This window comes from Candidatus Methylobacter favarea (assembly GCF_902806695.1).
Lineage (GTDB): Bacteria > Pseudomonadota > Gammaproteobacteria > Methylococcales > Methylomonadaceae > Methylobacter_B > Methylobacter_B favarea.
In genome coordinates, this window is sequence record NZ_CADCXN010000093.1 from 1 (window position 1) to 24,803 (window position 24,803).

Genomic DNA, 24,803 nt, shown 5'->3' on the forward strand with positions numbered 1-24,803 from the left:
GCGCCGGATCAAACACGCCAGATCGGTGCCTTGCGCGCCGTCAAAGGTATGCAGTTCATCAACCACTAAAAATTTGAGCGTTTCTTCCGTGTTTTGCGCCCAAAGGGAATGATCCCTGGAGCGGATCAATAAAAAATCCAGCATCTTGTAGTTGGTCAGCAAAATATCCGGCGGATTGTTTCTGAGCGTTTCCTTATCGGAAATGAGATGCTCGCGGTCCATGAAGGCAGCGGCATTTTTTACCTGATCGCCGATATAAATACCGGCCGTCACTTTGCCTTTCAGCGCCGGATTATCATAAATGGCTTTGGCCAGGCGCCCGGCCTGGTCAGACGCCAGCGCATTCATCGGATAAATCAGCAGGGCCTTAATGCCCCGTTTATGCCGTTGCTGATAACAATACTCAAGGATGGGCAGCTGAAAACACTCGGTCTTTCCAGATCCTGTGCCGGTAGCCACCAATGTCGATTTAAATTCGACGCCAATGCGCTTGAAAGCCATTTCCTGATGTTTATGCGGCGGAAAACCCAGCGGCGCATTGGGAAAGAAGCCGGCTTTTCCCGAACCTTTTTCAAACGGCAATTTAATCGAAAGATAAGGCCCTGTGGCCAACAAACCCGGCGTCGTTAAAAAGCGCTCCAGCAAGCCGTCAAAAAACGGTGTCGTCGTTTCAAAACTTAAACGCAGATAATCACTGACGGCTTGCTGTAATTGTTGGGCTAAAACGCTGGGGTTCATGCGCGGCCTTTTTCAATTGAGCAATTACAACGGCTGAAATGCGATAACCAGCCTGATTGAGTTCAGCGATTAAGGTCTCAGCATCAGCAATCAATCCTTTTCGTTGCGCGTCAAACAACAGCGCGGCCGTGCCGACAATGATCAATTGCTTGCGCAAGGCCTGTTTATGCGCCAACGCATCATCCATAATCAACAAGGTTTTGTTGGCTGTTTGTAAGGCTAACTCAATGCTGGTCTGCTCACCGAATCCCAGACTTCTTGATAAAGGGTGCGTAAAAACCGGATTATCGACACACTTTAACCAACCCGATTCTAAAGCCTGTTTGATCAGGACCGCATCGGTGGATTGACTGCGCAAACACTTTGAGGCGGATCAGCTCGCCCTTCGAGGTGATGATCACAGGCAGCTTGAAGCCATAGAATCAGCCCATTGAGATCTTGCCGCGCTGAGCGAGCCCCTTGAAGACTTGGTGGCGCCGAATGCGCCGATTGTCCCAGACAGCCAGCGTGGCAGCATCGGCGATAGAGATGCCGTAGCACTCGCTCTTCAGCAGAGTGAACAAAACGGACAGAGACGCCGTGCAGCAGGGTAAGAGCTTCACCCCTCGTGGGTAGCGGGGAAGGCGGAGAATTCAGCGCGTAGATGGCGGCAGAGATAGCACAGGTAGTAACTCCTGAACTGGCGGAAGCGCAATTGATGGAACAAAATAGCGAGCGGTCATCAACTCCGCGAGGCTCAAGGCACTGGGCTGCTGCCTCTGTTTCGCTCCGAGCGCTAACAGATGGCGTTTTCATCCCGGTTCAAACACCCGGCAAAATCGTCGAGCAGACAGTAAAGTTCAGTTAAACTGTTCATAAGCTTCCCGATCCTGTCTAGATTTGTTTGCCAACACAGAATCTTACGCGAAAAAGGATGCGCTCGCTCTCGATTTTCTTATCCCGAACTCAGGTTAATTAATAAGGAAGCCGGGCCAATATACCCAGCGGTCGAAGCGGGCCAGGCCTAGGTAAAAATGTAGGTTGGCGAATTGATTATCAAGTAATCAGCTCAACGCTAAAAGATAAAATAACCGCTACATTCACCTATTAAGATGTACGTTGCTCCGATCATGCTCCTCTTATTGTGGATTATGACTATACACTTTAGACAACTCTTGATGGCGCATTAATAAATACACCAGCACTATGGCTGGCAAACCTGCTGATGCTGCATAAATAAAAAATACCAGATAGCCGTAACTGTCCACAACCATGCCGGAAAAGCCTCCTAACAACTGGGCGGGCAAGGTCATTAAGGAGCTGAACAGAGCATATTGCGTGGCCGTGTAAGCGGTGCTTGTCAAGCTGGAAAGATAAGCAATGAAAACCGATGTCGCTATGCCGCCGCTTAAATTATCTGCGCTTACTACACCTGCCAGTAACAGCAGATTTGGTTCGCTCACCGCCAAAACCGCAAACAGAAGATTGGTTGCCGCCACCATTACCGCTCCCACTAGTAACGGGTGCATAATCCCGTACCGGACGACCATCATGCCGCCCAACGCAGCGCCGGCGATAGTCATGAGAAAACCAAAAATCTTGCTGACCTCGGCAATTTCTTTTTTACTGAACCCCAAATCCAGATAAAATGGATTTGCCATCACTCCCATAGTGATGTCGCTCATTTTATACAGGGCAATAAGCAGCAAAATCAGTAAACCTATTCTGCCGTTGCGATTAAAAAATTCAATAAACGGACTCAAAACCGCCCGGGAGAAAGCCGCCAGAAAACGTTGTAAGGCCGTTTGCCGCCTGGCTACGCCCAACATAGCTTCAAGCTTGCTTTCAAGGGCTCCGGCTTCTTTAATATCATTATGGTCTGGCTCATTAATAAAGAAGGTAGTCAGCACGCCTACACCCATAGCCATGGCCATGGCAAAATAAGCAAATCTCCAGCTCGAATAATCGGCAATATAAAAAACACCGGCGCCAGCGACTAACAGGGCAATGCGATAGCCAAACACATAGGTTGCCGCCATAGCGCCTTGATATTCAGCCCCGACGGTCTCGACCCGATAAGCATCAATTACAACATCCTGCGTAGCAGAGCAAAAGGCTACCCATACCGCAAACAGGGCAATTTGTTGTAATTGCGTATGTGAGTCAGAACTTCCCATGCCTATCAGACCGGCGATAATTCCTAGCTGCGCAAGCAACATCCAGCTTCGTCTTTTACCTAATAAATGAGTGAATAAGGGCAATGGCAATCTGTCAATAACGGGCGCCCAAAAGACCTTGATTGAATAGGTCACGCCGACCCAGCTAAAAAAGCCTATGACAGATCGTTCCACCCCTTCATCCCTTAGCCAGGCTGATAATGTCGAAAACACCAAGAGGAAAGGAAGGCCTGCGGAAAAGCCCAGAAATATCATGCTGCGCACTTTTGGCTGAGCATAAATTAAAATGGCTTTACGCCAGCTTTTTTCAGTAGCCATGAGTCTTGGTAGGCAAGCAGCCCGGAGCAGGGGTACCGTTCATATGTAGAGCATCAGCCGTTAATTAAATAGTGAGTGACAATACTTGCCGCATAGCCGGCAGCAATTGCAGGCGTCCACTTCAAGTGGCTGAAAAAAGTATACTTATGGTTGGACTGCCCCATTAAAGCCACGCCGGCAGCAGAGCCGACCGACAGCAGCGAGCCGCCAACACCGGCAGTTAATGTCACTAGCAGCCACTGGTACAAATTCATGTCCAGATTCATGTTCAATACTGCAAACATGACCGGAATATTATCAATAATTGCCGAAATTAACCCTATCAGAATATTTGCCGTGGTAGCTCCCAAGCCCTCGTACATGCCCTTTGACAGTAACTCAAGATAACCAATATAACCTAAGCCGCCCACTGCAAATACGACGCCGAAGAAAAACAGCAAGGTATCCCATTCAGCTTCACGAACCCGGTTAAAAACATCAAACGGTTGCCCATTCGGTGCATGCAGGAAATTTATCCGGTAACTATAAATCATCAGAACCGAAAGCCCCGCCATCATTCCCATAAATGGCGGCAAATGCAGTACTTGTTTAAAACTTACCGCGGTAATAATAGTGAACAGGAATAACACACAAATTTGAATCGCCCCGGGCTTTAACTGCACGGCCGCTTCACTGGAGGGCTTAGGCTGTTCATTCGGCACAGCAAAATACATAGCGGCGGCGGGCACTCCGTAATTTACGGCTGAGGGAATAAACAGCTTGAAAAAATCAAAGAACTCGGCGTATTCAGCCTGCCAGACCATTAAGGTTGTAATGTCGCCAAAAGGGCAGAATGCCCCGCCGGCGTTAGCGGCAACCACTAAATTAACAAAACTGATACTGACAAATTTGGGATTATCCGCTCCTACCGCCAGAACTACGGCGCCCACCAGCAAGGCCGAGGTAAGATTATCGGCTACAGCCGACAGAAAGAAAGTAATGATACCAGTAATTAAAAATAATTGGCGGTAGCCAAACTGCTTTCTGATTAACCAGGATCGCAAGGCTTCGAAGACATTACGATCAGCCATTGAGTTGATATAAGTCATTGCGACCAGCAGGAACAACATTAACTCGGCATATTCTTTCAAATCGTGTTCAAAAGCTGCGTGCATATCATGAATGGATACGCCTGCCTGGGCAGCCAGAATAGCAGCATGTGCCCAAATAATGCTGGCTGCAAAAATAACCGGCTTGGATTTACGCAGGCTAGTAAACTCTTCTGCCATTACAAAACCGTAAGCTATTAAAAAAATCAGAACAGTATAAATTCCCCGTTCAGTTCCGGTGAGCCCCAGACTTTCAAAACCGCCGGCCATTACTATTTCGGGCAATAGCAACATCAATAAAAAGGCGCATAAAAACCGTATCAAAACAACCCCCTACTATTCTTTATTAAAATGAATTAAACCAATGTCAAATTTCAACCGGCAATATTATCACCCTACAATAAATTTTGTCATTTTATGACTCGCGGTATATGATTATAGGCCATATTTCCAGTCTGACCCGCGTTTAAATGCTCAACTATGTATCAGTATAACCAGAATGATCAAACGCTTATCGAACAACGTGTAGCCCAGTTCAGAAGGCAAACCGAGCGTTTTTTAAAAGGCGATATTTCCGCCGATCAGTTTCGCGCCTTGCGATTAAGGAACGGGGTATACATTCAGACCCATGCCCCCATGCTGCGAATAGCCGGCCCCTACGGGATACTCTCCTCACGGCAGCTTCGCAAGCTGGCCCATATTGCGCGAAAATATGACAAAGGTTACTGCCATTTTACTACCCGGCAAAACATCCAGTTTAATTGGCCTAAACTTGAAAAAATACCTGATATTCTTGAGGAATTGGCCAGTGTTCAAATGCATGCCATACAAACCAGCGGCAACTGCATGAGGAACACCACATCCGATCACCTGGCCGGCGTTTGTATTGATGAGCTGGAAGATCCGCGCCCTTATTGCGAAATCATTCGGCAATGGACCACGCTACATCCGGAATTCGACTATTTACCGCGTAAATTCAAGATAGCTGTTAGCGGCGCTTTGCATGACCGCGCCGCAACCCAGTTTCACGACATAGGCCTGCATCTGGTTAAAAACGACGCCGGGCAAATCGGCTTTAAAGTACTGGCAGGCGGAGGGCTGGGCCGCACCCCTGTCATCGGTCAAGTTATCAGACCATACCTGGAAAAAAAGCATTTATTGTCTTATCTGGAAGCCGTACTGCGGATTTATAACCTGTACGGACGCCGCGATAATATGTACAAGGCCCGTATAAAAATTCTGCTTAAAGAATCCGGCCTGGAAAAATTCACCCAATCTGTCGAAAAGGAATGGCTTTTAATAAAAGATGGCCGCGAGCTCAGCGATGAGCGCATTGCAGCCATGCAAACCCAGTTTGCTCGTCCGCCGTATGAATCCGACGCAGGCCAGGATAACAGTTTTGCCCTGCGCCAGCAGGAAAATAAGGCCTTCGCCACCTGGGTTAAACACAATACCGCCGATCATAGGGTATCCGGCTATCGCGCCGCTTTTCTTTCATTAAAAGCGCCGGATTCGCCTCCGGGAGATATGACCGATACTCAACTTGACGCCGTCGCCGACCTGGCTGATCAATACAGTTTCGGCGAAATCCGGAGCACTCACAGGCAGAATTTAATTTTTGCCGACGTAAAACAGGCCGATCTGTTCCCCTTGTGGCGTCAACTCGATGCGCTTAAGCTTGCGACGCCTAATATCGGCACGGTAACGGATATGATTTGCTGCCCGGGACTTGATTTTTGTTCACTCGCCAATGCCGGCTCCATTGGCGTTGCCAAAGAAATCAATGAAGCCCTGGATGATATGGATTACATTCATGACATAGGCGATGTAAAAATCAATATGTCCGGCTGCATGAACGGCTGCGCGCATCAAAGCGTCGGCCATATCGGGATTCTGGGCGTTGATAAAAAAGGGGCTGAATGGTACCAATTGACCCTGGGCGGCTCGTCGGAAAATGAAGCGGCTATCGGCGAACGGCTAGGGCCCGCTGTCGCCAAGGATCAGGTTACTAAAGCAGTGACGACAATTCTGGATGTGTATGTCCAGCAACGCCTGGAAGATGAGTCATTTCTTGATATGGTGAAGCGGGTCGGAATAACTCCCTTCAAAGAGCAGGTATATGCAGATAATTAAAGATAAACAGATTATTGATGACAGCTGGAATTATATTATTGATGATGCTGATCTGGAGCCCGGCGATATTAGTGTTTCATTAGCTCGCTGGAAAAAAGACAAACAGCAATTGCTTGAACGTGAAGGAAAACTGGGCGTAAGAATGGGGCCTGCCGACTCAGTTGAAGACTTTGCCGCCGACCTGAAAGACCTGCAACTGATAGAGCTTGATTTTCCTGCCTTTGCCGACGGGCGCATTTTTTCCCATGCCTGGCTGCTTAGAGGCCGTTATAATTATCAAGGTGAAATCAGGGCGACAGGACATTATTTGCCCGATCAGGTATTTTATTTATCACGGGTCGGCGTCAATGCCTTCAGCCCTGAAAAAACCGAGGATTTGCCGGTAACGCTTGCCAATCTCGACGATTTTAGTGTCAAGTATCAAACCTCAATAAACTAATTATCAAAACAGGCGCTGCCGGTTGCGACCTTTGCTTATCCGGCAGCGTTTCTGTGTGCGATCAAAAGCATCGTACTCTGCCGCCTTCAAGTCATCTTCCATTTGTAAGCCAAAAACTGAACCCGTTCTGCGGGCAGTGAATGCGCAGCGGCATTATTTGTCTAATTTCATTTAAAAATACTTTCCAGCAGATGAGGCGTGTTTTGCCTATATAGTCGAGTTCATCAAATCCCGGCAATACCAGCTTAGAGAAAGAATAAAGTTTTATATTAGCGACTCCTAATGTTGCTTGTCTCGGTATACTGATTGCCATCATTAAACCATCCTTCCTGAGTCAGTCATGATCAAATTACTCTTCCCCGCGTTTATACGCTCCGTCCGTACTTCGCGGTTATGCTATGCCTCTCACAACCCGCATGCGGCCTATCAACGCCTGGCGGCTATAGCCATGCCTGCTTTTAATAAATCTTCCGCTTACCTGTTGCGGCTGGCAGTGGGCCTACAAAAAAAGCTGACGCGAGCGCAGCCAGACGAGTTTTTTGAAGATGGTCTGGGCAGGCTTAGCGGCCTGGACTGGAAGCCTTTTACCATCCTGATGATGAAGACCCCGCGTGGCGCAAACCCGTATTAGTAAAGTACCTGTTTAGTCCCATAAATAAATGGTTTAATCTGTTCTCAACTGAAAGAGGAAAAGCGATGGGACAAATACTCCACGGAACAGCCACGACCACACACTCTCCGAGAAAAAATTCAAGACTCTCAGGTGAGCCTCGTTAAACTCCTCGCCCAGCGCTACGGCATCAACCCCAAAATCGTCCAGAAGTGGCGGCAGCGGGGAGTCGATCGAAGACCTCCAGTGCGGCAACAAGCCCGATCAAGGCAGCGTGCTGACCCCGGTGGACGAAGCCGTTATCGTCGAGGCCCGGCGCACGACCTTGTTGCCCTTGGATGACCTGTACTATCTGTTGCTACCGCAGATACCAGTGCTGACCCGCTCCAACTTGCACCACTGCCTGCAACGCCATGGTGTCAGCCGCTTGGCCGACCTGTTGCCGGACCAGGAAAAGACTGCCGCCCGGACGTTCAAAGCCTACGAACCGGGCTTCCTCCACCTCGACTCCGCCCAAATCAACTTGGGCAAAGACAAGGGCTACCTGTGCGTCGCCCTCGACCGCGCTACCCGCTATGTCTATCTGGAGCTGCACGACAACAAGCGCATGGAGGCTGCCGCCGAGTTTCTCAAACAGACCTTGGCCCACTACCCGTTCAAGATCGAAAAGCTGCTCACCGACAACGGTATCGAGTTCAGCTATAATCCCTTGCCCGACGGCAAGAAGCCCAAGGATAAGGAACATCCTTTCGTTGCCCTGTGCAAGGCCCAATAGATCGAACACCGCACCACCCTGGTCAAGCACCCGTGGACGAACGGCATGGTCGAGGCGATGAACAAAAAGGTCAATACCAACACGACCACGCTTCCAATTTGACAACGTGGATGCGCTAAAGACGCATCTGTACTACTACCTGCTAAACTACAACTTCAACCCCAAATTAAGGGCCATAGGCCGCAAGACTCCCTTTGAGGCCATCCTGCAATGGTACGATAAGAAGCCGGATATTTTTGTAGTTAATCCTAACCCGTTATAGATGAGACTAAACAACCACTGCATCAAATCCTAAATTCCCCGTACTAATCGGAAAAATACTTTTAACCTTGGCGTGGTCAGGTCATTTAAAGTGCTTGCTCATTGTTTTATGGAAATAGCCAATAAACGCCCACCTATTATCCCATCACATCTTACGGGGGAGTTAAGGTTGCCGCATAGAATAACTTTGCGCATAAAAAGCCTAACCACCCTTCAATCTGCACAGTCCGATCGATCCGGTACTCCTGGCGATGGATAAATTCTTCTTTGCCGAGCGCTGTTATCGGCTGATATCTCATGGCCGCGTTACGTCATGGAATGTGCACGACATCATATGGCTGAAACACTCGATTGATGGCCCACTGACTATTTAAGAGCGAACCCATCAGCCACTGCTTTGATCGGCGGTTGGCAGTGCAGTTCTACATCATCCCTTTCTATCATAGGTTCGAGGTCGAGCCGTTGCAGCGAACCTCACTTTGGAAGCGGAGCGAACTCCCGGAGACTTTCCCTGCCGGCGTTTGAGGAATAAAAAAACCCACCGAATCGGCAAGTCAGTCGTTATGTACAATACATCAACCGGTAGCCTATTCCGGTTTCGGTCAGCAAGTACTTGGGATGAGTAGGATCGGCCTCAAGTTTTTGCCGTAATTGCCCCATGTAGATGCGCACATAATGCGCATGCTCAACATAGGCAGGCCCCCATACATGCAGCAAAATAAACCGGTGAGTCAGCACTTTTCCTGCATGATGGATCAGGACAGTCAGCAGCCGGTATTCGATGGGAGTCAGGCGAATTTCCCGATTGCCCATACAGACCCTGCGGCTGGCCAAGTCGACGCGTAATTCACCAGTGGTAAAAAGCGGTTCCGCATTATCGCCTGCAAGCTGGGCCGCATGGCGCAAGGAAACGCGGATACGCGCCAGGAGCTCGCCGATGCTGAACGGTTTGGTCAGATAATCATCTGCACCGGCATCCAGCGCCGCAATCTTGTCGCTTTCCTGACTTCTGGCCGACAGCACGATTATCGGCAAATTTGACCAGCCGCGCAGCCAGCGGATTACCGCAATGCCGTCCATGCCGGGCAATCCCAGGTCGAGAATGACCAGTTCCGGCTGGCGGGTGCCGATTTCCACCAGGCCTCTCTCTCCCGTTGCGGCTTCAAACAGCTGGAATCCGTGTGCGTTCAGGCTGGTGCGTAAAAAGCGGCAGATTTGCGGATCGTCTTCGATAGCTACGATGACGGCTTTGGCTTTAGTCATTGTATATTATTCATCCGGGAGAAGTTGTGCTTCCACCGTGCTCATTGCCGGCAGACTCGGCGGCGACTGATCGGCAGGAACCATAAAAAAGAATCGCGCTCCGCCGCCTTGACGGTTGCCGGCGCCGATAATGCCGCCATGCGCTACGATGATAGCCTTGCAAATGGCTAAACCCAGACCGGCCCCGCTTTGGGCGCCTTCCCGGTGCAGGCGATAGAACTTATCGAACAGCTTTTGTTCCTCGCCAGCGGGAATGCCGGGGCCCCGGTCTGCTACCGTTATTTTCAGGGTATGAGGGGAAAGCTCGACGGTGATATCGATAGGGCTGCCTGCCGGAGTATACTTGCAGGCGTTTTCCAGCAGATTAATCAGCACCTGTTCAATCAATACCGCATCAAGATGCACCAGCGGAAGTTCATCCGGAACTCTGGTATTGACAGGCCGTCCTTCAAGCTGTTTGTGCATCCGTGTCAAAGCGCCGCCGATTATTTCATCAAGCGGATACCATTGCCGGTTCATCGGCGTTTGACCTGCATCCAGTCTGGCCATGTCCAGAATATTATTGGTCAAATTCGACATCCGCAGCGCTTCATCGTAGATCGTGAGGCTTAATTCATGCCGATCCAGAGGCGTAAGATGGCTATCATCTTCGGCCAAGGTACTGGCTGCGCCGACAATGGATGCCAACGGCGTGCGCAAGTCATGGGAAATCGCGCTGAGCAGGGAATTGCGCAAAGTTTCGGATTCTATGCGCATTTGCGTCTGTTGCGCCTCCTCGGCGAAACGTACCCGCTCGATGGTTTGAGCGATCTGGCTGAGGAAAGTATCCAGCAAGCGGCGCTGCTCAGGTAGAAATACTCTGCGCAGATTGGCGGCACGCAGTGCCAGCACTCCAAGGACGCCGCATGAACCCGTTACAGGAAAAAACACCGCGTCAGCGCCCGGTAACGTATCGGTGCCTTGCCCGGCCATCTGGCCGTGATCAAAAACCCATTGCGCCACACTGAGATCGCAACCGTGCAGCGATTCCTTGCCCGGCGTATCCAGCGGATAAATTATCCGCCCATCGCCACGAGGAAACAGCACTACGCTGGCTCCGCCAAATTCCGCATGAATATGACGCGCGGCGATGCGTGCCGTATCGGTTACGGTTCTGCTGATACCCAGTTCTTCACTGAGTGCGTAAAGTACATTGGCTCGCCGTTCCCGATGCGCTGCAACCTTCGCTTGGGCGCGCATATTGCTGGTAAGATGGCTGATAATCAGGGCCACTGCCAGCATAATCACAAAGGTCACCAGATACTGGGCATCTTCAATAGTAAAACTATAAGAGGGGCTTACAAAGAAAAAATCGAAAGCGGCGACGCTCAGAATCGATGTCAGAATGGAGGCTTCCCGGCCAAAGCGGGCAGCAACTAAAACCACGCCCAGCAAGTAAACCATGACGATATTGGCTAATTCAAATTGCCCGGACATTACCCAGGCGAGCACGCTACTGCACCCGGTCATAACCAGTGCCCACCTGAAGCCTGGCCAGCGCTTTCCGGCTTGTCCCCACGGATAACGTGGGCGGACTGATTCTACGCCAAATGTATGCCGGGGATGGATTTGCTCCGGAGCATTCGGGCTATACGGACTGCCCAGCAGATAGATATTGATATTATGGGCCTTGGAGATAAGAGTATCGACCACCGAGCCCAACAGCCAGCGCTTCCAGCCCTTGCGGCCGGGTTTGCCCATAACAATTTTGGAGATATTGCGGGTTTTGGCAAAGGCCAGAATTTCTTCAGCCATGTCGACACCTGACAAGGTGACCGTTTCAGCGCCCAGTTGTTCGGCCAGGCGCAGTACGCGCAGTACGGCATCGCGGCGCTCGGGAGGCAAACGCTGGAGTTGCGGGGTTTCTACATACATCACAATCCACTGGGCATGAAGGCTGGCGGCCAGGCGTTTGCTGGCGCGCACCAAGCGCTCAGCAAGGTGGGTATCGGTGCCGATGCAAACCAGAATGCGCTCACCGACCCGCCAGACGTCGCGTATGGCATGATCGTCGCGGTAATCCTGCATTTGCGCATCGACCCGTTCGGCAGTCAGTCGTAAAGACAATTCGCGCAAGGCAATCAGATTGCCTTTGCGGAAGAAGCTCTGCATTGCCTGCTCTGCCTGCTGTGGGACGTAAACCTTGCCTTCTTTCAGGCGCAGCAATAATTCATCGGGCGGCAAATCAATCAATTCAACTTCATCGGCCAGCTCGAACAGGGTATCCGGCACGGTTTCCCGAACCTGCACGCCGGTTACCTGGCTTATATCGTCGTTGAGGCTTTCCAGATGCTGGACGTTCAGCGTACTGTAAACATCAATGCCCGCATTCAGCAATTCTTCTACATCCTGCCAGCGTTTGGGGTGACGGCAGCCGATAGCGTTGCTGTGCGCCAGCTCGTCCACTAAAATCAGCGCCGGCCGGCGCTTCAGCGCGCCATCGAGGTCAAACTCGCGAAGTACCGTGCCGCGGTAATCCACCAGTTTCGGCGGCAGTATAGCCAGCCCTTCCAGTAACGCGATAGTTTCTTGCCGCTCGTGGGTTTCCACCAATCCTACCACGACATCAATGCCTTCAGCCCGCCTGGCCTGTGCCGCCTTCAGCATGGCATAGGTTTTTCCGACGCCGGCCGCCGCGCCGAAGAAAACTTTCAGCCGTCCGCGCTTACGTTTTTTTTCCTCACGTTCCACACGGGCCAGCAGGGCATCCGGGTTCGGGCGGGAATCTTTCATAGATGAGTTCATTTTATTAGAAGAAAAGATTATAGGCAGACATGCTTAGCGCGTTTCGTTGTCCAGCATCAGACTCGATTTCAGCAGCTCAGCTATTATAAATCCACACATATTCAGGCTGTTTGTTAAACTACCTGAAAAATTATCTACTATCGTCACAATATGAGCCTGTTTGACATCTTCGTTAATTGCAAAGTCCGGAATATTTGCGATATTTTTTTTCAGGTAGTTTTCTGATTTATGTCATCGATAACTTCAAATAATCATTTCGAACCCCGCTTAACCGCTTTGGCATTAAGCGCGATTGGCGTTGTGTTTGGCGATATCGGCACCAGTCCTCTTTATACCATTAAGGCTGTCTTCGATACGCATTTGCCTATCGATAAAATGCATGTGCTGGGGGTGCTGTCATTAGTTTTCTGGGCATTGACGTTAGTAGTGACAGCCAAGTATGCGATTTTCATCATGCGCGCCGACAACAAGGGCGAAGGCGGCATTATGGCCTTAATGGTGCTGGCGCTGCAAAGCTCAAAGGACAAGCCGGTAAGACGACGTTTTATTCTTACCATCGGCTTGCTCGGCGCCGCGCTATTTTACGGCGATGTTGTGATTACCCCGGCGATTTCCGTGCTGAGCGCCGTCGAGGGCTTGCAGATTATCGCCCCGACATTCGCTGACTATGTCTTGCCGGTTACTATTGCTGTGCTGAGCGGACTGTTCATTTTGCAAGCCAAGGGCACCGGCAAGGTGGGCAAAATCTTTTCGCCGATCATGTGTCTTTGGTTTGTGACATTGGGTGTGCTGGGGATAATCAATATTATTCAGGCGCCTTACGTACTGGCTGCGATCAATCCCTTTTATGCCGTGTATCTATTGAGAGAGTTAGGCTGGCAGGCGTATATCATCATGGGGGCTGTGGTATTGGCGATCACCGGCGCCGAAGCGCTGTATGCCGATATGGGCCATTTCGGTCTGAAACCGATCCGCTATGCCTGGTTCGGCTTTGTGTTTCCGGCCTTGCTGCTCAACTACTTCGGCCAGGGCGCACTATTGCTGCAAACGCCTGACGCCGTGGAAAACCCCTTCTATTTGCTGGCGCCGGACTGGGCTTTGTATCCCTTGCTAATTCTGGCGACGCTGGCGACAATTATCGCCTCGCAGGCGGTCATCTCGGGCGCCTTTTCAGTCACGCGCCAGGCCATACAGCTTGAATATTTTCCGCGCTTGCGTATTCTGCATACTTCCGGCGAGGAAATCGGGCAGGTCTATATCCCGACTATCAATTGGCTGTTAATGGTTTTTGTATTTATAGTGGTATTGAGTTTCCAATCCTCAACCGCGCTGGCTTCTGCTTACGGCATTGCCGTTACTACGACCATGATCATTGATACGCTGTTGGCGTTTATCGTCATTCAGGGACTTTGGCAGTGGAATAAAGCGACGAGTTTTATTTTTCTGGTCACTTTTATAAGCATAGATTCCGTGTTTCTTTTTTCCAACAGTCTAAAAATTCCTTCCGGAGGCTGGCTGCCTTTGGTTATTGGAATCGTCCTGTTTTTAATGATGACTACCTGGATTAAAGGTCGTCAGTTATTGGCGGAGCATCTGGATGAGAAGCGTATCTTGTTTGAAGATCTGGAAGAGGAGATTGAAAACCGTCAGCCAGCCGTTGTTAAAGGTTCAGCCCTTTACCTGACTAAAACTCTGCATGGCGTACCCCAGGTATTTTTGCATAATTTCAAGCATAATCATGTCTTGCATGAACAGATTATAGTATTAACTATCGTCACTAAAGACGAGCCTTATGTTGATAAAGCGCATCGGGTTAAAATTCGAACATTCGGTAAAAATTATAATTTTTACCGGATAAAAATCTACTTTGGCTTTCAGCAATATCCGGACGTAATGCAAGCTTTGCGGTTATGCCTCGTGCACGGGGTTAAGCTGGATTTCAACCAGACTTCATTTTTTATCGGCAGCGAACGCATCGCTTTCCGAAGAAGAAGTCCCATGCCGAAATGGCGCAGGCCCCTGTTCAGATTTTTATTCCACAATTCTGCAAGCGCCGTAGATTTTTTTAAAATTCCTGCTGAACGGGTTATTGAACTGGGCATCCGCCTTGAACTTTAACCCGCTTGGCGGTTTTTTTTTTACAATCCTGGAGAGTCGGGAAAAATTAACCCGCCAGGGCCTACTCAAACCATTGTATAGCACGCCCTTATCCCCGGCAGCCTCTTGAATTGCCGGTACCAAAGGCCGAAAGAGCAGGGGGAATTGGCCACTACCGCAGCTAGAAATCGCCGATGCGCGGACAAGGTATAACTCTTGTCTATAGGCACATCGCCTTCAAGTAGATGCTTGTCAATACAGCGGGAATTTGTCCATAGTTAACTGGACTTCGAAGATAATTATTGCCGCGTCAGTAATAAACAGGCTTGGAGCTCATGAGACCGATCAGCGAAAAAGAGGTGATGCCAGCCATCAAAAGCCTGCACAACTATCGTTAAAAAACCGGCTAGCCCAATAAACCTGCAACACGCTATTTAAGTCTCTGATCCAAAGCCAGATTTAATTTCAGCACATTAACCCGGGGCTCGCCCAGTATTCGCCATAGCCGGGGCTCTGTATAGCGCTTTACCAGTTCCTGTACCTTCGGCACCGGCAAGTGCCGGGCTGCGGCGATACGTTCTATCTGAAATACGGCGGCTGCCGGGCTGATATCAGGATCAAGACCGCTGGCTGAAGCGGTAACCAAATCCACAGGTATCGGTTTCGTGTTCTTGGGGTCTGCATTGCGCAAGGCTTTGATGCGTGTTTGAACAGCCTCCAATAATGCAGGATTGGCAGGTCCTTGATTCGCGCCGCTCGATGCGCCCGCATTATAGGGATGGGGCGAAGTCGCGGAAGGCCGTCCCCAAAAATACTCAGGGCGGCTAAATGCTTGACCAATTAACTCGGAACCGAGCGCTTGATTGTTATCATCGATTATCAGACTGCCATTTGCCTGACGGGGAAGAAAGGCCTGTGCACTGAAGGTGACGATTAGCGGGTAGATGATTCCGGTTAGTGCACTGAAATACATCAGCATGAGTAATGCGGGTTTAATAGGATTGAACACCACGAATTCTCCTTAAAATGACAGGGCGGTTAAACCGAGGTCTATCAGCTTGATACCCACGAATGGCACGATAACACCGCCGCCGCCATAAATAAGTAAATTATTGCGCAGTAATGCCTCTGCGTTTTGAGGACGGTATTTCACGCCCTTCAATGCCAGAGGAATCAGGGCGACAATAATCAGGGCATTAAAAATAACTGCCGAAAGTATGGCGCTGGACGGGCTGTCAAGCCTCATGATATTCAGCGCGCCAAGCGCAGGATAAGTGCTGGCGAATGCCGCCGGAACGATAGCGAAATATTTGGCCAGGTCGTTGGCGAGACTGAATGTTGTCAAGGCCCCGCGCGTCATCAGCATTTGTTTGCCGGTTTCGACAATCTCAATCAGCTTGGTGGGATTGGAGTCGAGATCAACCATGTTACCGGCTTCCTTGGCGGCTTGCGTGCCCGAATTCATGGCTACCGCCACATCAGCCTGAGCCAGCGCCGGCGCATCGTTGGTGCCATCGCCGGTCATTGCCACAAGCCGCCCTTCGGCTTGCTGTTCACGGATAAGTTTGAGCTTGGCCTCAGGCGTAGCCTCGGCCAAAAAGTCATCAACGCCCGCTTCGGCGGCAATAGCCGCCGCCGTCAGGCGGTTATCGCCGGTAATCATGATGGTTTTAATACCCATGCGCCGCAATTCTCCAAAGCGCTCCTTAATGCCGCCCTTGACGGTGTCTTTCAGCTCAATAACGCCAAGCACTCGTCCGCCATCGGCAACCAGCAGAGGCGTACTGCCGTGGCGCGCCACAATATCGGCAAGCCGCATGGCCTCCGGCGGAAACTTTGCGTGTTGAGCTTCTACAAACCTTCGAATCGCATCGGCTGCACCTTTGCGGATTTGACGCTCGCCGATATTAACGCCGCTCATACGGGTTTGTGCGCTAAAGGCAATGAAAGTCGCCCCTAGTTCATGAATTTTTCGCTCCCGGATGTTGAACTTTTGCTTGGCCAGAATAATGATGCTGCGGCCTTCCGGTGTTTCATCAGCGAGCGTCGCGAGTTGTGCTGTGTCGGCCAATTCTTTTTCGGTTATTTCGCCTATCGGTAAAAAAGCCGAGGCTTGGCGGTTGCCCAGGGTAATGGTGCCGGTTTTATCCAGCAGCAGCACATCCACATCGCCAGCCGCCTCAATGGCACGGCCTGAAGTGGCAATCACATTTTTCTGCATCATCCGTCCTATGCCGGCAACGCCGATAGCCGACAGCAAACCGCCTATGGTCGTGGGAATCAGGCAAACCAGCAGCGCGACCAGCACGGTAATGGAGACAGGCGTGCCGGATTTGGCGGTTTCCACACTATAGATAGAAAACGGCAAAAGCGTCACCGTAGTCAACAGGAAAATCAGCGTCAATGCCACCAGTAAAATGGTCAGAGCGATTTCATTAGGGGTTTTTTGCCGCGTCGCGCTTTCCACCATGGCAATCATACGGTCGAGAAATGCTTCGCCCGGGTTGGCGGTTACGCGCACCATCAGCCAGTCGGACAATACCCGGGTTCCGCCGGTGACCGAGCTGAAGTCCCCGCCTGATTCGCGGATGACCGGCGCGCTTTCGCCGGTGATGGCGCTTTCATCCACCGAGGCAACGCCTTCAATTACTTCGCCGTCTGCCGGGACAAAATCACCTGCCTCAATCAGTACCAGGTCACCTTTCCGGAGCGCCGGGCTGGTAACTTTGACATAAGGAGCGTTGTAACGGGGCTCGTCCAGTTTTTTTGCCACAATGTCGCGTTTGGCGCTGCGCAATGCCGCCGCCTGCGCTTTACTGCGCCCTTCCGCAACGCTTTCGGCGAAATTGGCAAATAACACTGTAAACCAAAGCCAGAAGGTAACGCCAAGCATAAAGCTCGCAGAGTCGTCTCCCCCATTGAACAGGCCCCACAGCCACAGGCCGGTGGTCAGCAGACTGCCGGTATAAACGACGAACATGACAGGGTTTTTCCATTGCTGGCGGGGGGCTAGTTTTAGAAAGGTATCGCCTAGCGCAGCCAACAGAATTTGCCAGCTGAATAGCGGTTGTTTATGTTGTGTTGGGGTCATTACTGAATTCTCCAGGTTTGCGTTATCGGCGTAATTAATGGGTACCGTTCATGATTAAATGCTCGATTACCGGCCCCAAAGCCAAAGCGGGTACGAACGTCAGTGCCCCGACCAAAAGCACGGTGCCGATTAACAGCATCGCAAACAATGGCGTATCCGTAGGCAAGGTGCCGATAGTCGTCGGCACCGTCTTTTTTGCAGCTAAAGAACCGGCAATGGCGAGCACAGGGATAATGATCCCGTAACGGCCCGCTAGCATGCTGATACCCAACGCTGTGTTATAAAACGGCGTATTGGCGCCGAGCCCTGCGAAAGCGCTGCCGTTATTACCCGCCGCCGAGGAAAAGGCGTAAAGAATTTCGCTAAAACCGTGCGCGCCCGGATTGGCGATAGCTGATTTACCCGCATCGACTATAACCGCAAGCGCTGTTCCGCCCAGGATCAAAAAGGCCGGAATTAAAATTATTATCGACGCCATCTTCATTTCGAAGGCTTCAATTTTTTTACCGAGATACTCGGGAGTACGGCCTATCATTAGCCCGGCTACGAATACCGCGACTAGGGCGAAAACCAGCATACCGTAGAGGCCGGAGCCCACGCCGCCGAAAATAACTTCACCCAGTTGTATCAGCCACATCGGAATCATGCCGCCCAAGGGGGTGTAAGAATCGTGCATGGAATTGACCGAGCCGTTTGAAGCCGCCCCGGTAGCTGTCGCCCATATCGCGGAATTCACAATACCGAAGCGCGTTTCCTTGCCCTCCATATTGCCGCCGGCTTGATTAACACTGACGCTTTGCTCGACTCCCAGTGAAGCCAGTGCAGGATTGCCGCTTTGCTCAGATCCCCAGGTGACGAATAGCAGACTGACAAACACCATCGTCATGGCGGCTAGTATCGCCCAGCCCTGGCGCGGATTGCCGACCATTGCGCCAAAGGTATGGCACAGCGCCGCCGGTATCAGCAAGATAGCCAGCATTTCCAGAAAATTGGACAAGGGCGTCGGATTTTCGAAAGGATGCGCTGAATTGGCATTAAAAAAACCGCCGCCGTTAGTGCCTAGTTGCTTAATAGCGATTTGTGAAGCCGCAGGGCCTATGGCGATGGTTTGCGTGGTTTGTTCCGCAGGCGCAGTAGCCGCACTGCTGACTTGTTCAACTAACGGAATCGACTGGTAAGGTTTAAATGTTTGCACGACGCCTTGCCCCACTAAAACCAGGGCAAAGACAAAAGACAATGGCAGCAGGATATACAGAACACCGCGTGTCAGATCCGTCCAAAAATTGCCGATGCCGGCTGCATGAGTGCGCTGAAAGCCGCGCACCAGGGCAATCAACACCGCCATGCCGGTGGCCGCCGAGACAAAGTTCTGCACGCCCAGGCCCAGCATCTGCGTTAGATAACTCATCGTCGTCTCGCCGCTGTAGCCTTGCCAATTGGTGTTGGTGGCAAAACTGACCGCGGTATTGAATGCCGAATCAAAGCTGACATTAGCCAGGTGTTGCGGATTCAAGGGCAGCCAGGCTTGCAGTATTTGCAGGAAAAATACCGCCAAACCGCTGAATAAATTAAACCAGAGCAGAGCGGCCGCGTAGTCTTGCCAGCGCATATCCTGTTCCGGATCTACGCCGCTGAAGCGATAAAGCCCCGCTTCCAAAGGCCCCAGCAGGCGAGTAAGAAATAGCGGGCGGTTTTCGTACACCTTCGCCATGTAAAGCCCCAAAGGCTTGGCCAGCAACAACAGCGCGGCAAGATATAAGGTGATTTGCAATAAGCCGTTTTCAGTCATCAGAATTTCTCCGGAAAAAACAGCACAACCAGCAAATAAATGAATAAAGCCAGCGCAAGCAAGCCGCTCACTGCATAGGTAAAGGTCATGATGGTTCTCTAATAGTTGACGATACGGTGATAATTTAGCGAGTTTGCTATAAAGAAATTGTAAAAATCTTTTGAAGGAATTTTAGTGAGAGTCTATCCACAGAAAAGAAGGGTATTTCTGAATTGTTTCTGTATGTAGTGAAACAGGGAAAAGCCCGTCTGGCTCGCTCTATGAAGCCCCGAAACGGATCCTCTATTCCCGCCGTGAGCAAGCACATATTCTGGCATACCTTAGGGACCTACTATGCCAGAGGTTAATCAAATTCAGGTCAATAATGGAGGTCCGGGCTGATACGCTAAAGCGGACATTTCCAGTGCCAGGCTGCGCTGCGGCGGCCGCTTCGGTTACAGCTCGGTACGGATGCCAAGCTCCACAACCCGTTCGACAGGTATTTTAAAAAACTCTATGGGGCTTGAAGCATTGTGGAATAAAAACCTGAACAACGGTCTGCGCCATTTCGGCATTGGGCTTTTCACCCGAAACGATACGCGTTCGCTGCCGATAAAAAAGGATGCATTTTTGGGATTAATAGCGAGGCCTTGCTGCACGCATAATTCCAATGCGCGACGTACATCGGCATTTTGCGTGAAACCGTAATAAAGCTTTACGCGGTAAAAGTCGCGGTTTTCGCCGAAGATCCTGATTTTGACCCGGTTCTCTTCTTCAACATAAGGGTCGTTCGTGGTAACAATAGTCAGCAAAATAATTCGCTCATGCAATACATGATTATGTTCAAGGTTGTGCAGCAATACCTGAGGCACGCCATGCAAGCTTCTGGTCAAATAAATCGCCGTGCCTTCCACTCTCACCCATTTACCCTTTACTTTCTTTTCCAGGTCCTCCAGTAACACCCGTTTTTCATCCATATAGTCCGAAAGCAACGCACGTCCCCTAATCCATGTCGTCAATAATAGAAACACTACGGTAGCCACGAGCAGCGGCAGCCAGCCGCCGGTGGGGATTTTCAGGCTATTGGAAGAAAAAAACAGAAAATCAATAGCCAAAAACGTTGAAAGAAAGGTCACGCTGGCCGCCGTTTTCCATTGCCATAACGCCCGGATAATGATAAATGCGAGTACCGTATCGACGATCATCGTTCCGGTAACAGCAATGCCGTAAGCAGAAGCCAGTGCTGAAGATGACTGAAAACTGAGCACCAGAATGAAAACCGATACCATCAAAAGCCAATTGACGGCGGGAACATACACTTGCCCCATTTCATCGCCCGAGGTGTGTAAAATATTCATGCGCGGACAATAACCCATCTGTATGGCCTGCCGCGTGACTGAAAAGGCGCCCGAAATGACCGCCTGCGAGGCAATGGCGGTCGCCAGCGTCGCCAGAATCAGCAAGGGATACAAAGCCCAACCCGGCGCCAGCAAATAGAAGGGGTTTTCCACGGCGTCAGGCGTTTGCAGCAATAGTGCGCCCTGGCCGAAGTAGTTGAGCAGCAAGGCCGGAAACACAAAGCCGAACCAGGCATAGCGGATCGGTTTCAGGCCGAAATGGCCCATATCGGCATACAGCGCTTCGGCGCCGGTGATAGCCAATACCACAGCCCCCATGATTAAAAAACTGCCCCAGCCTAACTCAACCAGCAAATGCCCTGCGTAGTAAGGATTGATTGCCATTAATACGCCGGGTTCACGGATAATATTAATCATGCCCAGGACCGCAAGCAACCCAAACCAGAAACACATGATCGGCGAAAAGATCATGCCCACCTTGCCGGTGCCTCTGGCTTGCAAAATGAACAGTCCGCTCAGCACAGCAATAGTAACCGGCAAGACATAATCAGCGAATGTCGGGGCGATAATCTGCAAGCCCTCGACGGCGCTCAGCACGGAAATCGCCGGGGTAATAATGCTGTCTCCATAAAACAGCGACGCCCCCAGTAAGCCGATAGTGACGATAAAGGCCATTTTCCCTGGGTTATCCTGGGAGCCTTGCAGCGCAAGAGTCATGAGCGCAATAATGCCGCCTTCGCCCTTGTTGTCGGCGCGCATGATGAAAATCGCATATTTGATCGTTACAACCAGGGTTAATGACCAGAAAATCAACGACAACACCCCGAGTATATGGAATTTGTCTATCGTCAAACCGTCGTGGAACACCTCCTTGAAAGCATATAAAGGGCTGGTGCCGATATCACCAAACACAACGCCAACCGCGCCCAGCGTCAGACTGGTCAGTTTTTCAGTGGATTGATTTTTGGAATTTGACGACATTGCAAATTAATTTGAGTCTGATAAACGTTTAGGAACAACCGTACGGCATGAGGTCCTTCCGATAGGGCAAAGATGTAATAAGCTAATCCTGTAACAGACATTTTAAGCGGGGATAACCTTAAAACACCAGAACTGGAAGCTTCCCTCTTTGGAAAAGAGAAAAGAGGGAGTTTTTAAAAGCTCTCTTAAAAAGGATCAACAGCCCTCTAAAAAAAGGGTGCGGACTGAATGGCACTTACTTAAGCTTTTTCGGATGCCCCTATTTTTTAATTTCCTCCCTTGCCTCACCCCTTGGTTTTGTTAACAAGGGCTATGGTTTCGATCGTCGTTTGACAGGGCGCAGCTCAATTCGTCCTGGTCTGTTGCCAATCGATTGTTCTGCCGCCAAAGTCAGAAGTCCGGCGATAGAAGCTTGATCATCCGGTTGCTTTCCGTTCCAACCCAACCAAAGCTGAAGGGTATGCTTGAAGCATAGCGTCCGTGGCACCACATCAGCCACTAAGCCGATTGTGCCATACCCAAGCGAATCAGGTTGTAAGCCAGCAATAAACCCGTCTTTCTTTCTCACCCATCTGAAGAGTCTTGCAACCCAGCGTCTCCCTGGCTGGCGTGATTTTGATAGTGCGACTATCCCATTCAACTTGCCAGCGGGATTAATATAAGCCTTTCAAAGCCTCTTTAGGGGGTGAGGGCAGGACAGGTGAGCGTCGTCATCAATATCTTACCGCTGACTTTCAGTTCCCGAATGACCAGGGTTTCAGGCGCACAGGCATATTCCTCTGCCGTCATCCAATGCGGACGCACTTTCGGTTTAGTCAGAGTGATCAGTGATCCTGGCTGCCCAGCTTATCGACCTGACTAAAGTCGGTGGTGCGCTGCGGGCGCCATGCTGTTCAAACAAGGCATCCAGGTGGCGAGGTTGGGGTTCCGGCAATAGAAAGCAGGTCCCATAAAATGCATCACCCCGCACCCTATCGCCAGCCTCAAAAGTATCCAGCAACGTCCTGAGAAGCGTTTGCTCACTACCGCCTTTGCCTTTAAATCTTTTCATGGCGCCATTAAGCAGTGTGCGGCGGCCCTGGTGCAGTGCCGCTGGCCTACGGGGTTTAGCTGCCCCGCTTGTGGCCACAGCGCCCATTGCCTGCTGCCCAGCAATCCGCGCATGACCTTCCAGTGCAGCGCAGGCCACCGGCAGACTTCGCTGATCGCCGGCTCCTTGTTCCAAGAGTCCAACCTGCCCCTGACGATCTGGTTCCTGGCCATTTATTTGGTCAGCCAAGCCAAGACCAGACCGTCTGCCCTGGCCTTGAAGCGGCATTTGGGCGTCAGCAACCCTACAGCCTGGCTGATCCACCACAAGCTGATGCAGGCCATGGCCAAGCGCGAAGACCTTTACCGGCTGTCGGGCGCAGTGCAGATAGACGACGTCTTCCGTGGCGGCGAGCGCAGAGGCGGTAAGGCCGGACGTGGCTCGGAAAACAAGATACCGTTCGTGGCGGCGGTCTCGGTGGACGACGAGGGACACCCCGGCCGAATCAAACTGACGCCAGTGCCTGGCTTCACCAGCCCCTGTTGCACCGTGCTTTCCGACGGGCTGGCCTGCTTTGGCTGCGTCAGCGCCGCCAGCTGCCTCCATATTCCTATCGTCGCCGGCCGGCGTAAGCCGGGAACTGGCGGAGTCCGCTGAGTCAACCCGATGCTAGGCAATGTCAAGACCAGCCTGAGCGGGGCCTACCACGCTTTTGACTTCGGCAAGTACGCCGGACGCTACTTGGCCGCTATCGCTTATCGGTTTAACCGCCGATTTCAGCTCAAAATCTTACCCGAGCGCCTGCTGGCGGCTGCGGCGATCCTCGGCCCACGGATCTAGGCTTGGCTGCGGATGGCGGAGGATTCTTGCTAATCAAGAAAAGTTTTTTGTTGGATACTTGAAATATCTTCAAGATCAAGGAGATAATGTCATGAAAGTGCATCTCACCGCTTGACGGGAGTCCACCCAAAGCGATCTTTCGGCAAAAAGGACGTCACCCCCTATTTAAACACCTAATTATCCAAAGTGGAGTGTGCTATGAAATGCTTATTTAGACTTCTTCGTCAATCGGGTTTAGGGGGGCTGCTGGCCTTGTCCGCTATGCCGGTGATCGCGTCTCCCGATCCAGCCCAAATGATCTCTCCCAGCGCAATGGCCAAAGCGCAGGCGCGCTACGGCCAGTTGCCGCTCAGTTTTGAAGCTAACCAGGGTCAGACCGATTCGCAGGTGAAATTTCTGGCCCGCGGTCACGGCTATGGCTTGTTTTTGATGCCCACCGAAGCCGTGCTGTCCTTGCAGACACCGCGCGCCAAGAGTTTTTCCGCTGCCCATACCGGCTCAGTGCCAGCAATCAGGGGTACCGTGTTGCGCATGCAGTGGTCCGGCGGCAATTCGGCCCCCCGGGTCACTGGGCAAGAGGCAGCTCCCGGCCGGGTCAATTATCTTATCGGCAAGGATTCGGCCCACTGGCATACCGGAGTCCCGACCTACGCTCGGGTGACGTATGAAGGAGTATATCCAGGCGTGGACCTGGTGTATTACGGCCACCAGGGGCAGTTGGAATACGACATCGTGGTGGCGCCCAAGGCCGATCCACGATCGATCTGCCTGACTTTTCTGGGCGCTGAGCGGATGGAGGTGAACGCCGCCGGGGCTCTGGTACTACATAGCGGAAAGCGCGAAATCCAAATGTACAAGCCGGTCATTTACCAGGAGGTGGCGGGTAGCCGGAAGTCCATTGCCGGCGGTTATACGCTCAACGCTGCTCATGAAGTAGGCTTTGAGGTTGGCGCGTATGACCGCTCGCGCCCGTTAGTGATCGACCCGGTGCTAGCTTATGCCACCTACCTCGGCGGTAACGAAGAGGACAGGGGCTCTGGTATCGCCGTCGATAACGCCGGCCATGCCTATGT

General features: G+C 51.3%; 18 protein-coding genes and 3 pseudogenes. 7 read left to right on the forward strand and 14 right to left on the reverse strand.

Features of this window, described 5'->3' with window-relative positions:
- From HUX64_RS14965 to nhaD, 5 genes and pseudogenes are all read right to left on the reverse strand, one after another.
- A partial coding sequence (locus HUX64_RS14965) for a DEAD/DEAH box helicase (protein ID WP_174627023.1) occupies positions 1–738 on the reverse strand: 738 nt, incomplete at its 3' end.
- On the reverse strand, positions 692–1,096 hold the full coding sequence (locus HUX64_RS20605) for a PIN domain-containing protein (protein WP_174627024.1): 405 nt from the start codon (positions 1,094–1,096) through the stop codon (positions 692–694). The genes HUX64_RS20605 and HUX64_RS14965, both read right to left, overlap by 47 nt.
- Positions 1,083–1,594, reverse strand: a pseudogene (locus HUX64_RS14975) (transposase); the annotation flags it as partial. The pseudogene HUX64_RS14975 and the gene HUX64_RS20605, both read right to left, overlap by 14 nt.
- Positions 1,595–1,856: 262 nt before the next feature.
- Positions 1,857–3,212: an AmpG family muropeptide MFS transporter gene (locus tag HUX64_RS14980; protein WP_174627025.1), complete on the reverse strand. Its 1,356-nt coding sequence runs from the start codon at positions 3,210–3,212 to the stop codon at positions 1,857–1,859.
- A 53-nt stretch (positions 3,213–3,265) separates the two neighbouring features.
- Positions 3,266–4,570, reverse strand: coding sequence for a sodium:proton antiporter NhaD (nhaD, locus tag HUX64_RS14985; RefSeq protein ID WP_174627040.1), 1,305 nt, complete (start codon positions 4,568–4,570; stop codon positions 3,266–3,268).
- Between the two features lie 210 nt (positions 4,571–4,780).
- Here nhaD and HUX64_RS14990 point away from each other — a divergent pair, with 210 nt between their 5' ends.
- Together HUX64_RS14990 and HUX64_RS14995 are read left to right on the forward strand one after the other, a co-directional pair.
- Positions 4,781–6,433 carry a nitrite/sulfite reductase gene (locus tag HUX64_RS14990; RefSeq protein WP_174627026.1) on the forward strand — a complete coding sequence of 551 codons (1,653 nt, stop codon included), beginning with the start codon at positions 4,781–4,783 and terminating at the stop codon, positions 6,431–6,433.
- Complete coding sequence (locus tag HUX64_RS14995; RefSeq protein WP_174627027.1) at positions 6,420–6,872, forward strand: DUF934 domain-containing protein; 453 nt, start codon at positions 6,420–6,422, stop codon at positions 6,870–6,872. The genes HUX64_RS14990 and HUX64_RS14995 overlap by 14 nt, the downstream gene beginning before the upstream one ends.
- A gap of 91 nt (positions 6,873–6,963) precedes the next feature.
- Here HUX64_RS14995 and HUX64_RS15000 read toward each other — a convergent pair whose 3' ends face one another.
- The gene (locus tag HUX64_RS15000) at positions 6,964–7,188 is read right to left on the reverse strand and encodes a hypothetical protein (RefSeq protein WP_174627028.1); all 225 of its coding nucleotides are present in this window, start codon (positions 7,186–7,188) and stop codon (positions 6,964–6,966) included.
- 24 nt (positions 7,189–7,212) lie between these two features.
- Between HUX64_RS15000 and HUX64_RS15005 the strand changes: the two genes are divergently transcribed.
- Complete coding sequence (locus HUX64_RS15005) at positions 7,213–7,503, forward strand: hypothetical protein (protein WP_174627029.1); 291 nt, start codon at positions 7,213–7,215, stop codon at positions 7,501–7,503.
- A 253-nt stretch (positions 7,504–7,756) separates the two neighbouring features.
- Complete coding sequence (locus HUX64_RS15010; RefSeq protein WP_174627030.1) at positions 7,757–8,257, forward strand: DDE-type integrase/transposase/recombinase; 501 nt, start codon at positions 7,757–7,759, stop codon at positions 8,255–8,257.
- Positions 8,258–9,079: 822 nt separating this feature from the next.
- Here the strand turns inward: HUX64_RS15010 and HUX64_RS15015 are convergent.
- Together HUX64_RS15015 and HUX64_RS15020 are read right to left on the reverse strand one after the other, a co-directional pair.
- Positions 9,080–9,781, reverse strand: a complete 702-nt coding sequence (locus tag HUX64_RS15015; protein ID WP_174627031.1) for a response regulator — start codon at positions 9,779–9,781, stop codon at positions 9,080–9,082.
- A gap of 6 nt (positions 9,782–9,787) precedes the next feature.
- Positions 9,788–12,553 (reverse strand): sensor histidine kinase, encoded by a 2,766-nt coding sequence (locus HUX64_RS15020; RefSeq protein WP_174627032.1) that lies wholly within the window; start codon positions 12,551–12,553, stop codon positions 9,788–9,790.
- 240 nt (positions 12,554–12,793) lie between these two features.
- On the opposite strand from HUX64_RS15020, the gene HUX64_RS15025 reads away from it, so the two are divergent.
- Complete coding sequence (locus HUX64_RS15025; RefSeq protein ID WP_174627033.1) at positions 12,794–14,683, forward strand: potassium transporter Kup; 1,890 nt, start codon at positions 12,794–12,796, stop codon at positions 14,681–14,683.
- A 409-nt stretch (positions 14,684–15,092) separates the two neighbouring features.
- Here the strand turns inward: HUX64_RS15025 and kdpC are convergent, their stop codons facing one another.
- The 6 genes and pseudogenes from kdpC to HUX64_RS19855 form a co-directional block, all read right to left on the reverse strand.
- A complete protein-coding gene (gene kdpC, locus HUX64_RS15030) occupies positions 15,093–15,671 on the reverse strand; it encodes a potassium-transporting ATPase subunit KdpC (protein ID WP_174627034.1) in 579 nt (192 codons plus the stop codon).
- A gap of 12 nt (positions 15,672–15,683) precedes the next feature.
- A complete protein-coding gene (gene kdpB / locus HUX64_RS15035; protein WP_174627035.1) occupies positions 15,684–17,753 on the reverse strand; it encodes a potassium-transporting ATPase subunit KdpB in 2,070 nt (689 codons plus the stop codon).
- A gap of 34 nt (positions 17,754–17,787) precedes the next feature.
- Positions 17,788–19,542, reverse strand: a complete 1,755-nt coding sequence (kdpA, locus tag HUX64_RS15040; protein ID WP_174627036.1) for a potassium-transporting ATPase subunit KdpA — start codon at positions 19,540–19,542, stop codon at positions 17,788–17,790.
- Positions 19,542–19,631 carry a K(+)-transporting ATPase subunit F gene (kdpF, locus tag HUX64_RS15045; protein ID WP_174627037.1) on the reverse strand — a complete coding sequence of 30 codons (90 nt, stop codon included), beginning with the start codon at positions 19,629–19,631 and terminating at the stop codon, positions 19,542–19,544. The genes kdpA and kdpF overlap by 1 nt, the downstream gene beginning before the upstream one ends.
- A gap of 345 nt (positions 19,632–19,976) precedes the next feature.
- Positions 19,977–21,860: a potassium transporter Kup gene (locus HUX64_RS15050; RefSeq protein ID WP_174627038.1), complete on the reverse strand. Its 1,884-nt coding sequence runs from the start codon at positions 21,858–21,860 to the stop codon at positions 19,977–19,979.
- Positions 21,861–22,119: 259 nt separating this feature from the next.
- Positions 22,120–22,926 (reverse strand): annotated as a pseudogene (locus HUX64_RS19855) (transposase); the annotation flags it as partial.
- On the opposite strand from HUX64_RS19855, the pseudogene HUX64_RS15060 reads away from it, so the two are divergent.
- Together HUX64_RS15060 and HUX64_RS15065 are read left to right on the forward strand one after the other, a co-directional pair.
- A pseudogene (locus HUX64_RS15060) lies at positions 22,852–23,730 on the forward strand (IS1595 family transposase). The pseudogenes HUX64_RS19855 and HUX64_RS15060 overlap by 75 nt on opposite strands.
- 198 nt (positions 23,731–23,928) lie before the next feature.
- A partial coding sequence (locus HUX64_RS15065; RefSeq protein WP_217426560.1) for a DUF7948 domain-containing protein occupies positions 23,929–24,803 on the forward strand: 875 nt, incomplete at its 3' end.